The following is a 12755-nucleotide window of genomic DNA, read 5'->3' as shown; positions in this document are numbered from 1 at the left end:
CCGGACACTAGGCCTCAACAGGTCCGGTCCTCCGCTGCCTCGCGTTCCGCGATGGCGCATGCGTCCCGCTCGGGCCCCAAGGTGACGTGTCGAAGGGTCGGCCTCTCCGGCCGGGCGTCGGGCGCCGGACGGAGCCGGACCCGGGTCAGGATCTCTGGGAGTACGGCGCCCATCTCCAGCAGGGCGAACTGTGCCCCTAGGCACTGGCGGCGTCCGCCGCCGAACGGGATCCAGGCATGTGGGCTGATCTCGTCGTTGAGAAACCGCTCGGGGCGGAACGTGTCGGGGTCGGGGCCGAACAGGTCGGGTGAGCCGTGCAGGAGCAAAGTGGCGGGTGTGACCCACCAGTCCGCGGGAACGCGGTAGCCACCGAGCTCCATCGGCTCGGTCAGTACGCGGGGCATGTCGGCGATGACGGGGCGGTTCCGCAGTGTCTCCTTGGCCACGGCCTCCAGGTAGTCCCCGTGGTCTCCCCCATGGTTCTCGGTCCCGTTGCCGTCCCCGCCGTTCGAGGAGGTGTTGTCGCGGGCGGCGGTGCGTGCCCGCTCGTAGATCTCGGGGTGGCGGATCAAACGTTCGAAGCACCACGCCAAGGCGGTGGCCGTCGTCTCGTGACCGGCCAGCAGCAGCGTCATCAGTGTGTCGCGCAGTTCGGCGTCGGTCAGGCGGCGCCCGTCGGTGTCCCTGGCGGCGAGCAGGACCGAGAGGATGTCGGTCCGTCCGGCGGTATCGGCCGCCCGGCGTCGTTGTGCGATCTCGTCGTAGAGCAGTGCGTCGGATGCTTCGAGCAGAGCGACGAACCGGGCGTTGGGTGTCCCCGGAACCCTGGACAGGAGGGGATCGAGCCTGCTCCACACCGGGGGAGGGAGCAGGAACATCAGCTTGTCGAGCGACTCGGTGGCGGTGAGGAGCCGCGGTAGCAGTCGCATGAGGTGTCGGACGCGCGCGGTGTCGGCGACCCCGAACACGACGCGCAGGATCACCTCCAGCGTGATGGCCTGGAAGCGTGGACGCAGGGGGATCGGCCGTCCCAGGGGCCAGTGCTGGACCCGTTCTGCGGCGATGGCCGCGATCTGCTCTCGATACCGCTTGATGTGCTTGCCGTGGAACGCGGGTCCGAGCATCCGGCGTTGGCGTGTCCACGTGTCGCCGTCGAGGGTCAGGAGTGAGTTCGCCCCGGTGAGTGGCTCAAGGAACGCCTTGCGTGCCGCACCGGCCCGGCCGATGTCGCGGTCGGTGGCGAAGACACGGTGCGCGAGGTCGGGGTCGGCGACGAAGACGCAGCCGGGTGTCCCGAGAAGCTTGATGGTGAACACGGGTCCGTAGAGCTGTTCGCATCGGCGCATGAACCCGACCGGATCGCGCATGAAAGCCGCCATCTGAAGCGGCTGCGGTGCACGCGGCCCGGGAGGCAATCGGCTGGTCATTCCGCCTCCAAGCGCTCGTTTTTAACGATCGTTATTAACGAATGTTATAAACAGCCTAGACTCATGTCCATGGATCAACGGGACAGGCTCATCGAAGCGGCGATTCGCTGTCTTCAGGAGCGCGGCTACGCGCACACCACGACCCGCGACATCGTCGCGGCGGCGGGCGCCCACCTGCCGGCGGTGAACTACTACTTCGGCTCCAAGGAAGAGCTGCTCAAGGCCGCGATCACCAGGGCGCTGCGCACCTGGACGGAGTCGGTGATGGCCGTCACGGAGGACGCGATCACCACCGCGAATCCTCAGGACAGGCTGCGCGGCGCGATGGGGGCTTTCCTGGGGTCATTGGAGGAGAACAGGGGCTTCGCCATCGCGGCGGTGGAGGCGTTCGCCCAGGCATCACGGGGGGATGGGTTGAGGGAGCACCTGGCCGACGAATACCAGCTCGCCAGGGACGCCATCGCCGAGCGCATCACCGCCGTCGCGGGGAAGGCTGCGGACGGGCAAGCGCCGCCGGCAGACGACGACGTGCAGAGCCTCGCGTCGGTTCTCCTGGCGCTTTTCGACGGGCTGACCGTGCAATGGCTCATGGCACCCGGCCGGATCCCCGACGCCGATCAGATCGTCCGAGCACTCGCCCTCGTCTCCGCCGCTCCCGACACATCCATCAGGGGCGAGGATGAGCAGTGCTGAGAAGACCGGTCAGCCCAGCGAGCGGCGGACACGGACGTCGGGTTCATGGACGGGATACGTCCACCGGCTCGGACGTTGGTGCGCGGCCGGGGGTCGACGGACCCGACGACGGCGCGTGTGCGGTGGGCATACCCGGCCGTGGGGGTGATCGGCTCGTGCTGTTCGGCGGTGGGTCGGCCCCGGGCGACGGCCTCGCGCAGTCGGACGACTGCCGATCCGGATGGTTTCAGGCGGTGAGCAGCGAGGCGACCGCCAGGGCGACCGCCGCCGCGGCCAGGATGATCAGCGCACGGTTGACCTCCGACGTCAGCGGCGCGCCGCGGCTCTGCGTGAAGCTCCAGAGCAGCAGCACGCCGGCCGTCAGGAGTGTGACCACCATCAAGCCGAAGAACAGCTGGGACATGCCGCCTCGTTCCTGGTCGGGAGCCGGTCTTCCTAGCATCGTTCCCCGTGGGGGCGGGTGGGGCGACGGGAGGGCTCTACAGGCGGCGGAACCCGGGTGAGATAGGGGAGAATGGAGTAATGAGCTCTCCCGACTCCCTGCGCGTCGCCGTCATCGGTTCCGGCCCCGCCGGAATCTATACCGCTGACGCCCTCACCAGGCAGAGCCGCGAGACCGTGGCCGTCGATGTCATCGACCGCCTGCCCACCCCCTATGGGCTGGTGCGCTACGGTGTCGCCCCCGACCACACGAAGATCAAGGGTGTGGCCCGCACCCTGCGTGAAGTCCTGGAGCACCCCGACGTGCGCTTCATCGGGGGTGTGCGGTTCGGCCGGGACGTCACCGTTGACGACCTCGACCGTGTCTACGACGCCGTCGTCTATGCCACCGGCGCGAGCGTCGACCGCAAACTGGGCATTCCCGGCGAGGATCTGCCGGGCAGCGTGGCCGCCACCGACTTCGTCAACTGGTACTGCGGACACCCTGACACCGACACGCAGCGGTTCCTCCTCGACGCGGAGGAGATCGCCGTCGTCGGCGCGGGCAACGTCGCCCTCGACGTCGTCCGCATTCTCGCCAAGTCGGCCGACGAACTGCGCCACACCGACATCCCGCAGCCCGTCCTGGACGTCTTCGCCGCCAGCAAGGTGCGGCGCGTCCATCTGCTGGCCCGCCGCGGTCCCCTGCAGGCCAAGTTCACCGCTCCCGAGCTCCGTGACCTCGGTGAACTGGCCAACGCCGATATCACCGTCCGCCCCGAGCAGGTCGATATCGATCCCGCCGACGAGGCGATGCTGAGCGCCGCCCGCGCCGCTCGCACCAACCTCAAGATCCTGAAGTCCTGGGCGCAGCAGGAGCCCGCGGGCCGGCCGCGCCACGTCGACCTGCGGTTCTGGGTCCGACCTATCGAGATCCTGGGTCAGGAGAGCGTCGCCGGACTGCGCGTCGAGCGCACCGAGCTCGGCCCTGACGGGCGCCTGACCGGCACCGGCGAGGAGGAGGTGCTCGACGTCGGCATGGTGTTCCGCTCCATCGGCTACATGGGCGTTCCGCTGCCCGATGTGCCCTTTGACGACTCCACCCGCACCGTGCCGCACGCCGAGGGCCGTGTGCTCGGCCCCGACGGCGCCGTGCTGCCCGGACAGTACGTGGCCGGGTGGATCAAGCGCGGGGCCACCGGCGTGATCGGGACGAACAAGTCCGATGCGGCGGCGACCGTGCGCGGGCTGCTCGATGACGCCCCGGCGCTGCGCGAACGGCGCGGTCCGGGCGCGGACGACAACTCGATCGATCGCCTGCTGGGCGAGCGCGGGGTGACCTTCACCGACTACGGCGACTGGCTGACCATCGACGCCGCCGAGGCCGAGCGCGCCGCCGACCTCGGCCGCGGCGAACGTGTGAAACTGCACCGCTGGGACGAGCTGTACGGCGCGCTCGGCCATTCGTGAGCCCGGACTCGCCGGGTTCCGGCACGGGTACCTCCGTTGACCTCGGCGAAGTGCGCCGAATCCCGGTGGGTGGTTTCTGGCGCACCCTGCCGAGATCAACGGAGGATTGCGTGAGGGCTCAACGAGCTGCGCGGCTCCGGCGGCGAATGCGGCCGAACGGCTTCACCGTCGACAGCAGCGTCACGATGACGATCACGCAGAAGGAGACCGCCAGGGCGCCGACCGTCCGCGTCTGGTCGAGCGGCGTGACCGCCGTCGCGCCTTCCATCGCGACGGCGGTGGCCACCGCGCGGACCTCCGCTCCGATGGAGAAGTTGGAACCGAGGAACAGAAGGGTCGTCAGCGCCAGCTTCGCGGCCACCCAGTAGTACCGGAACAGTCCCCAGGGTGTGCCGATGGCCAGGACCAGTCCGCTCACGAGCGCCATCGCGCTGAGCGGAAGGACCAGCATGGAGGACAGGGCCCCGGCCGCGGTGTAGGCGGCGGGGATGAACTCCGGGGCCGCCAGCGTCGACGCGGTGAGAGCGAGCATGCTGCCGTGGACGCCCAGCCATCCCACCGACGCGATGACGTGGATGCTCACCGCGGTCGTGCGCCAGGGGCGGGACAGCCGCCATGGGGTCCTACGGCCTTCCTGCTGCTGTGTCGGAGTGCGGGATGCGGTGTTCATGCGATCAAGGCTCGCGTGCGCGCACTACGCCCGTCATCGGCCTGCTTGCGTCTCCGCGCCTACGCGCGCGGCGGTACACGGTCTACGTCGCGTGGAGTGCGGGCGGGGCGGAAGGCGGCGGGAATGCGACGGGCGGGGGTGTGGTGCCGCGGCACCACACCCCCGCCCGTGCGACCTGACCGTGGTCGGGTGCTGAGATCTCCGCCCGGGGTCAGCGGACTTTCGACGCCGGAGCGCCGAAGGTGTTGCACGACTCCAGGGTGTCCCCGGCCGCGCCTGCCTGGTACCACTGGCGGCGGTTGATCGACTTGCCGTGTGTGGGCAGGTCGCCTCCGGTGTTGAGGAGCTCGTTGACCTCGTCGATCTGGGTGTCGTCGAACTGGCCCAGGCCGCGCATGGCGACGCCGGAGAAGCATTCGGCCTGCAGCTCGGTGCGGCGCAGCAGCTCCAGCTGGTCCGACTGGGAGTCGGCCTCGGACTCCGCCTCGACGGACTTGGCGAGGACCGCGGTTACGTTCTGGACATGGTGACCGTACTCATGGCCGAGCAGCGCGGACCAGACGCCCTCCTGCTGGCCATCGGGGATGAACTCCGCCATTTCCTTGACGTTGGGCAGCACCACGGTGATGGTGCGTTCCTCCGGCTTGTAGAAGGCGAGGGTCGACCCCTCCTGCGCGAGGTCCTGCTGGGGCTTCTTGCTGGAGACACCGAACTCCGGCCCCGGCGTGCGGATTCCGAGCTCCTCGAAGCGCGGCTTCCACATCTCGTTCAGGCAGCCGCCCACCGTCGTGCTGAAGTCCTCCCACGACGAGTCGGACGTGGTGTCGAGCTTCGGCAGGTTGCAGTCGACGGGCTCGGGCATCGCCACGTTGTAGACGGGGTGCTCGTCGTTCTGGAAGTCCAGGTCGCCAGGTCGGTCGTCCAGCTTCCGCGAGAAGAACGAGGACAGATCCTTGTCGCTCGCCGCTTGCTGTTGGGACTCCGACGCCGTGGAGTCCGGTCCCTGGGACATCAGGGTGATGAGGACCGTCAGGGCGACGACAGCGGCGAGTGCGGAGCCGCCCGCGCTCACCACGACAGCGGTGGACGCGCGCCGACGCGGCCGGGGCGGTGGTGCGACCGGGGGGTAGGCGCCGAATTGTCCCGGCATCCCCTGTGCGGGGATTCCCCGAGGGGGCACGCCCTGGGGAACGGGGGCGCCGTACGGCCCGTAAGGGCCCTGTGGGCCCTGGGGGCCGGGGCGACCGTAGGGGTGTGGCTGGCCCGGCTGGTGTGATGGACCCGGTTGTCCCGGCTGCCCGTGCGGGCCGTAGGGCGGGCGCGGCGCCTGTGGGGGAGGCGGAGGAGGGAACGCGGGGCGCGGTCCCGGTCCGGGGTGCGGCGGGGGTTGCCGGCCGTGGGGCGGGGGCATCGGGGGACGCTGCGGTGCCGCGTTCACGGGGGTCGGGCCCTGGGGCTCACGCGCCGGTTGCGACCGCGGTCCCGGTCCGCTCGGGGCGGCGGTCGGTGGCCCTTCGGCTGGGGGCGGGCCCGCGGCCTGCGGCGGGTGGCCGGGAGGTTCCCGCGGAGAGTCCCGCGGGTCGGTGGGCCGACCCGTGTCGGGCGTTGGGCCGGACGCGCCCGCGGACTCGGGCGGGACGTCGCTCACGGGCATGGGCTCACCATCGGGGGAGGTGTCCACTAGGTTGATCCTTCTGTTCTGCTGCGCGCGGGCAAGCGTGACGATCAACCTTATTCGGACAAGCGACAGGGCCGGTAGTTCGGCGGCCCGTCCCGCCTGGCCGGGAGTGGCCGATGTTTCCGCCGCAACCGTCGACCGTTGTCGTGATCGGTGCGAAACGGGTGATCGGACCAGGTCGAACGCCTGCCCATCCTGGCTGCCCGCTCTGTCGGCTTCGGTCGAAGCCGACAGAGCGGGCCGGGTCGAAGAGAGGGCGGGGAGGTCAGGGGGCGCGGTAGGTGACGCCCACCGTGCGCAGGATGTCGGGCAGCTCGGCTTCGAAGAGCGGCTCCATGTCGGCCATGACGAAGGACAGGTGCTGGAAGACCTCCATGCACACCAGGCCGTAGAGCCGCACCCAACAGGAGGTGAGCACGCGCAGCGCGCCGAGGGAGACGTTCTCCGTCGTGAATCCGGTCTGCTCGGCGAAGGCCTCCAACTGGCGGCACAGCACGGGCGACAGATCCGCGTCCTCGGGCACCTCGAAGCGCCGCTCCTGCAGCAGGCGGTCGAAGAGGGCGAAGAAGATCGCGGCGAAGCGCTGCCCGGCCTCCAACGCGCCGCCTTCGTGTCTGCGGTGGTGCGGCCCGGGCGGGCCGAACATCAGGGCGAACTCCGCGCGGTTGGCCAGGGCCCACGTGCGGAACGCCCGAAGGGAGGCGAGGATGCGGCCGTCGACGTCGTCTTCGGGCAGGGACTGATCAGCCGCTTGGACGGCCTCGGTAAGCTCGGTGAAGAAGTCGGCTGTCAGCGAGGACAGCAGATCGTCGAGACTGTTGAAGTACCGGTACAGGCCGGGTGCGGTCATGCCCATCTCGCGCGCGATGGCGCGTAGCGATACCCCCGGGGGCCCCTGTTCGACGAGGTGGCGGCGCGCGATCTGCTTGATCTCCTGCGCTGTGGCCTCCCGAACCCGTTCGCGCCGTGACAGCGCCGTTGCTGTCGGCTTCTCCTCCTCGACGTGCACTGGTGTCGCCTTTCTGGCCGCGCTCGGTCTTGCGGGCAGCGCGGGTCGGGATGTCATAGGTCACATTGACATCGGTGAATGACGCAAGTTCTAGTGAACACTGTAAGCAAACAGCGTTCACCGTGCTCCGTATCTCACGTTAACAGTCACGCCGGAGGACCGATTCATGTTCGCAGGCCTTGGGCGGTTCACCTACCGACGACGGATCTGGGTGCTCGCCGCCACGGCGCTGTTCATCGCCTTCGCCCTCAGCTGGGGGACGGGCCTGTTCAGTGCGGTCAGCCACGGCGGGTTCGAAGACCCCGGCTCCGAGTCCACCCGGGCCGGCGAGCTCCTCGAGGACGAGTTCGGGCACGACGCCGTCGACGTCATCGCCGTCTACAGCAGCAGCGAGCTCAAGGTCGACAACCCGGTCTTCGTGGCCAACGTCCGCAAGACGGTCGAGGGACTTCCCAAGGACAAGGTCGCCTCCGCCACCAGCTACCTGGACAAGGGCCTCTCCGACCGCGAGCGCGGCGCCCTCATCTCCGAGGACAAGATGGCCACCTATGTGCCCATCACCCTCAAGGGCGAGACCAAGGACGACCGCATGGCCTCCTACAAGGCCATCGCCGACGACCTCGACGCCGGGCCCCTGGACACCTACGTCGGCGGCAATCTCGGCGTGGGCAAGGAGATCTCCGACCGGGCCGAGAGCGACGTCGTCACCGCCGAGATGATCTCGCTGCCCATGCTGCTCGTCCTCCTCGTGGTCATCTTCGGCGGGGTCGTCGCCGCGCTGATGCCCCTGGCCGTGGGCGGGCTGGCCATCCTCGGCTCCCTCACCATGCTGCGCGCGCTCACCTACCTGACCGAGGTGTCGGTCTTCGCCGTCAACGTCGCCACCCTGCTCGGCCTCGGCCTGGCCATCGACTACGGCCTGTTCATGGTCAACCGCTTCCGCGAGGAGTCCGCCCGCGACGGCGCCGACACCCGGGAGGCGATCGCCCGCACCCTGGCCACCGCGGGCCGCACCGTCGCGTTCTCCGGAGTCACGGTGATGATCGCTTTCGCCGGGCTGCTCTTCTTCCCGCAGCCGATCCTCAGGTCGATCGGCCTGGGCGGCATCGCCGTCGTGCTCTTCGACATGCTGGCGGCCCTCGTGGTGCTGCCCGCGCTCCTCGCGGTCGTCGGCCACAGGATCGACGCCCTCCAGCTGCGCCTGTTCCGCCCCCGGGCCGCCGCCACCGCCGCCCCCGTCGCGACCGGCACCGGTGCCTGGGCCCGCCTGGCGCACAGCGTCATGCGCAGGCCGTCGCTCTACCTGGCGTCCGTCGGCGGCGTCCTGCTCGCCTTCGCCTCCGCGCTGGTCTTCACCCACGTCGGCTCCACCGACCAGCGCTACCTGCCGGAGGACTCCAACAGCCGGATCGCCACCGACACCCTGCGCAACGATTTTCCCGCCGGTGGCGTCGGCCAGATCGACGTCGTCCTCACCGGCGACATGGCCAAGAAGGGCCTGGAGGACTACGCCGACCGCCTCAATGACCTCCCCGGCGCCGTCAACGCCGAGGTGTCCCGTACCGACGACGACGCCGCCCACGTGACCGTCGCCTACAAGGGCGAGACCGACGATCCGGAGACCGCGGACCTGGTGGACGACGTGCGCGCCGAAACCCCGCCGGAGGGCGCCGACCAGGTCCTGGTGGGCGGGGCGGCAGCGGTCCAGAACGACAACATCGACGCGATCGTCAACGCGGTGCCGTGGACGCTGGTCTTCGTCATGGCGATCACCATCGTGCTGCTCTTCCTAGCCTTCGGGTCGGTGGTGCTGCCGATCAAGGCCATCGTGATGGGCTTCCTGTCCCTGGGCGCGTCGCTGGGCGTGGTCATCTGGGGCTTCCAGGACGGCCACCTGGCCGGGCTGCTCGGCTTCGACGCCGTGGGCACCATCGACCCCACCTACCTCGTCCTCATCCTCATCGTGGCCTTCGGACTGGCGATGGACTACGAGCTGTTCCTGCTCAGCCGGGTCCGCGAGGAGTACCTGCGCACCGGGGACAACACCCACTCGGTCGCCGTCGGCCTGCAGCGCACCGGCGGGATCATCACCAGCGCGGCCATGCTGCTCGTCGTGGTCATGGTCGCGATGGGGTCCTCGGCCCTGCTGTCCCTCAAGATCATCGGCATCGGCCTCGCTGTCGCGGTGATCGTCGACGCGACTCTCGTGCGCGCCCTGCTGGTCCCCGCCGGGATGCGCCTGCTCGGCCGCGCCAACTGGTGGCTCCCGCGCCCGCTGCGGTGGCTGCACGACCGCATCGGAATCAGCGAGGGGGAGGAGTCGGATCCGCGCCCCCAGACCGCACCGGTCGTATCGCGGGCCGACAGTGCCGATAACCGGACGATAAGGCGCTGATAAATCAGGCCCGTAGCGTTCCTCTCGCTTTCACAGAGCGATTCGTGGGATCAGAGGAACGGAGACAGGGCATGAGAACGGCGCGCAGGTTTCTGAGCGTCCTGGCGGTCGCGGGACTCGCCACCTTCGGCGTCCCCGCTGCCGCCATGGCTGAGGTCGGCACGCAGGACACCGGTATGCGGCTGCAGGCGGCCGCGGCGTCCGCGTGGCAGGGGAAGTGCGCCAAGGGCGACGTCTGCGTGTGGAGCGGCCGGAACGGGACCGGCACCAGGTGCGCCTGGAACGGCAACGACCCGGACTGGCAGGGCGGCGCCGTCCAGTGTCGGCCGCACGGCTTCAAGGTCCAGTCCGTCTGGAACAACGGCTACCAGGGCAAGTACGACACGGTCTGGTTCTACCAGAAAGCCAACTACCGGCAGGGCATCTACGACCCCCTTCCGCCGTCGTCGAGTGGGCACAACATCAAGCCCACGACGATGCGTTCCCACCAGTGGAAGTGACGCGGCGCGGCTGATTCCGGAGCGGGAGGACGGTTCCGGGTCCATGCGCCATGCCGCGGGCCGTCCTCTGCCATCGATGCGACCGAGCGCGACTGAGGACTTTGGAGTTGGAGCAGATGAAGAGGACGCGTATCGCCCTGGGAGCGCTGGCGGCAGCGGCCGCGGCCGTGATCGGCGTGCCGAGCACCGCCGCGGCCGCCCCGGTCGCTCCCGCGATCGCGGGGTGGCACGGCTCGTGTGCCAAGGGCGACTTCTGCGTATGGAGCGGTAAGAACGGGACCGGCACCAGGTGCGCCTGGAACGGCAACGACCCCGACTGGTGGGGCGGGGCCGTCCAGTGCAACCCCCACTTCCTCGTGTCGTCGTACTGGAACAACGGGTACAAGGGCAACCTCGACCACGTCCAGGTGTACATCGACACGAACTACAAGACGAAGCTGGGGAAGAAGATCTCGCCGGGTGCGAAGAGGACCCTGTGGGAGGGGGCGCCGATGCGATCCCACAAGTGGGTGAACTAGCCGCACCCGCACCTGCCCGGTGGCGCTCGGCGCCCGGAGCACCGGAGGCGTGTCGGCGGGGCGTGCGGCCCGGAAGACAGCGGGCCGCACGCGTGGGGGCCGACCGCTTCCGGGGCGGCGAGTGCCCGACCGCGCGGGTAAGCCGCAACCGTGGCGCGGTCGGGCCGCCGCGTGAGGCCCCGGCGGGCGGTCGCACCTCTTTCGCTCGGCACGCGACCGCCCGCCGGCAGGGTTCGGGACACCGGGATCGACGCCGGTGGGCCGTCGGGGTCGTGCGGCGTCGACTCGTCCGCACCGGGGCACCCGTGCCGCCGCGGGGCTCAGCGTCCGCGACGGCGGGTCGTCATCCGCATCCGCACGCCTCCAGTGCCTCCACCGACGCCTCATGCCGAGGGGCCGGGAGCCCGTCGCCGGCGGGGCGCGGCCTGGCCGCCAGCCGCGCCGCCGCGGTGCGCAGGGCGAGGGGGAGGCGGCCGCAGTGCTCGGCGAGGTGGTCGATCTCGGCCGGGGAGGCGGATGCCAGGGCGTCTCCCGCCACCCGGCGCAGCAGTTCCGAGGCGGCGTCGCGGCTTAGTGGGGCCAGGGGGAGCGGCCGGGCGCCCGCGTGGGCGATCAGCTCCTCCAGAGGTGCACGGGAGGTGACGACGACGCAGCACGCATGCGAGCCCGGCAGCAGTGGGCGCACTTGGGCGGCCGAATCGGCGTCGTCGAGGACCACCAGCATGCGCCGCCCCTGCAGGAGGCTGCGGTACATCGCGGCCTGCTCCTCCGGATCGTCGGGGATGTCCGCCGTGGCTACGCCCAGCGCGCGCAGGAACCGCTGGAGTACGACGTTTGCTGACGCCGGCCCGTCACCCCCAGCCTCACCCCGCGAGCCTCGCAGGTCCGCGTAGAGCTGGCCGTCGGGGAACTGCGTGGCGGCCCGGTGCGCCCAGTGCAGTGCCAGCCCGGTCTTGCCCACCCCTGCCACTCCGGTGATGGCGCAGATGGCCAGGTGGCGGTCGCTCCCCCGATCCCGGTCCGGCGGCAGTGAGTCGAGGGCGTCCATCTCTGCCCGTCGGCCGGTGAAGGAGGCCACCGCCTGCGGCAGTTGAGCGGGCCGGATACCGGGGGCGGGCCGTGCCGGGCCGTCCGGTCCACCCACGGCGGGATCGTCCCGCAGGATGGCCGCGTGCAGCTCCCGCAGCGCCCGTCCGGGCTCCAGCCCCAGCTCCTCGTCGAGAACGCGCCGCCCGTCCCGGTAGACGGCGAGGGCGTCGGCCTGGCGTCCCGCGCGTGCCAGCGCCGTCATCAGCAGGGCCCGCACACGCTCGTTGTAGGGGGCCTCGGCCACGAGCGAGGTCAGGTCTCCGATCTGCTCATGGTGGTGGCCGAGGGCCAGTTCGGCCTCGGCGAGTTCCTCGGCCATCCGCCAGCGCAGCTCCTCCCAGCGGCGGATGGGCGCCGCGAACCCCGGGACGTCCAGCCCGCCCAGAACGGGTCCCCGCCACAGTGCGAGCGCCGCGCGCAGGCCGCGCGCCGCCTCAACCGTCCGTCCCTCCCGCATGGCACGGCGCGCCTCGGTCACGCGCCGTTCTGCGGTCAGTGTGTCGATGCGCACTCGCTCGGACCGCAGCCGGTATCCGGCGTCCCGAGTCTCGATGATCTCGCTCTCACTCCCCGCAGCGCGGAACGTCCGCCGCAGTCCGGACATGACGATGGACACCTGAGTTCGGGCTGAGGCGGGCGGCCAGTCCTCCCACAGCACCGCCATCAGCTGGTCGACCGGCACGACACGGCCGGGGCGCAGCAGCAGCGCCGCCATGGCCAGCTGTGCGCGTCGCCCGCCGATCGACAGCCGACGCCCCTCGGCCCTGGCCTCCAGCGTCCCCAGAATCCCGAAGTCCACCGTTCTGTACCTTTCTGCACCCGGATGATCGATGGCTTACGCTTCTGCATCGGCGGCGCGGGCGGGGGACGTTTTCCCTGTCGCGAC

The 12755-nt window shown here is 70.4% G+C and carries 11 protein-coding genes; 5 read left to right on the top strand and 6 right to left on the bottom strand.

Annotation, left to right across the window (positions count from 1 at the left end):
- Positions 1-14: 14 nt before the first annotated feature.
- A complete protein-coding gene (locus tag CDO52_RS18065; protein ID WP_083919804.1) occupies positions 15-1427 on the bottom strand; it encodes a cytochrome P450 in 1413 nt (470 codons plus the stop codon).
- A 69-nt stretch (positions 1428-1496) separates the two neighbouring features.
- Here CDO52_RS18065 and CDO52_RS18060 point away from each other — a divergent pair, with 69 nt between their 5' ends.
- Entirely contained in the window at positions 1497-2120 is a 624-nt protein-coding gene (locus tag CDO52_RS18060; RefSeq protein WP_198345754.1) for a TetR/AcrR family transcriptional regulator, read from the top strand.
- A gap of 226 nt (positions 2121-2346) precedes the next feature.
- On the opposite strand, the gene CDO52_RS27685 is transcribed toward CDO52_RS18060, so the two are convergent.
- Positions 2347-2523 (bottom strand): hypothetical protein, encoded by a 177-nt coding sequence (locus CDO52_RS27685; RefSeq protein WP_017618234.1) that lies wholly within the window; start codon positions 2521-2523, stop codon positions 2347-2349.
- Positions 2524-2642: 119 nt separating this feature from the next.
- Between CDO52_RS27685 and CDO52_RS18055 the strand changes: the two genes are divergently transcribed.
- Positions 2643-4010: an FAD-dependent oxidoreductase gene (locus CDO52_RS18055; protein WP_017618235.1), complete on the top strand. Its 1368-nt coding sequence runs from the start codon at positions 2643-2645 to the stop codon at positions 4008-4010.
- Between the two features lie 118 nt (positions 4011-4128).
- On the opposite strand, the gene CDO52_RS18050 is transcribed toward CDO52_RS18055, so the two are convergent.
- The 3 genes from CDO52_RS18050 to CDO52_RS18040 all read right to left on the bottom strand — a co-directional run bounded on the left by CDO52_RS18050 (position 4129) and on the right by CDO52_RS18040 (position 7367).
- Positions 4129-4680 (bottom strand): hypothetical protein, encoded by a 552-nt coding sequence (locus CDO52_RS18050; RefSeq protein ID WP_083919805.1) that lies wholly within the window; start codon positions 4678-4680, stop codon positions 4129-4131.
- A gap of 211 nt (positions 4681-4891) precedes the next feature.
- Positions 4892-5830, bottom strand: a complete 939-nt coding sequence (locus CDO52_RS18045) for a neutral zinc metallopeptidase (protein ID WP_017618237.1) — start codon at positions 5828-5830, stop codon at positions 4892-4894.
- Between the two features lie 793 nt (positions 5831-6623).
- A complete protein-coding gene (locus tag CDO52_RS18040) occupies positions 6624-7367 on the bottom strand; it encodes a TetR/AcrR family transcriptional regulator (RefSeq protein WP_017618238.1) in 744 nt (247 codons plus the stop codon).
- A 166-nt stretch (positions 7368-7533) separates the two neighbouring features.
- Between CDO52_RS18040 and CDO52_RS18035 the strand changes: the two genes are divergently transcribed.
- The 3 genes from CDO52_RS18035 (at position 7534) to CDO52_RS18025 (ending at position 10780) form a co-directional block, all read left to right on the top strand.
- Positions 7534-9762 (top strand): MMPL family transporter, encoded by a 2229-nt coding sequence (locus CDO52_RS18035; protein ID WP_017618239.1) that lies wholly within the window; start codon positions 7534-7536, stop codon positions 9760-9762.
- Between the two features lie 71 nt (positions 9763-9833).
- Positions 9834-10262 (top strand): peptidase inhibitor family I36 protein, encoded by a 429-nt coding sequence (locus CDO52_RS18030; protein WP_017618240.1) that lies wholly within the window; start codon positions 9834-9836, stop codon positions 10260-10262.
- A gap of 116 nt (positions 10263-10378) precedes the next feature.
- The gene (locus CDO52_RS18025; protein WP_094932851.1) at positions 10379-10780 is read left to right on the top strand and encodes a peptidase inhibitor family I36 protein; all 402 of its coding nucleotides are present in this window, start codon (positions 10379-10381) and stop codon (positions 10778-10780) included.
- Positions 10781-11123: 343 nt separating this feature from the next.
- Here CDO52_RS18025 and CDO52_RS18020 read toward each other — a convergent pair whose 3' ends face one another.
- The gene (locus CDO52_RS18020; RefSeq protein WP_017618242.1) at positions 11124-12668 is read right to left on the bottom strand and encodes an AfsR/SARP family transcriptional regulator; all 1545 of its coding nucleotides are present in this window, start codon (positions 12666-12668) and stop codon (positions 11124-11126) included.
- Positions 12669-12755: the final 87 nt, after the last annotated feature.

The sequence above is a fragment of the Nocardiopsis gilva YIM 90087 genome (assembly GCF_002263495.1).
Lineage (GTDB): Bacteria > Actinomycetota > Actinomycetes > Streptosporangiales > Streptosporangiaceae > Nocardiopsis_C > Nocardiopsis_C gilva.
Note: the sequence above shows the minus strand (reverse complement) of the source record. Positions and strands in the feature narration are given on the sequence as shown.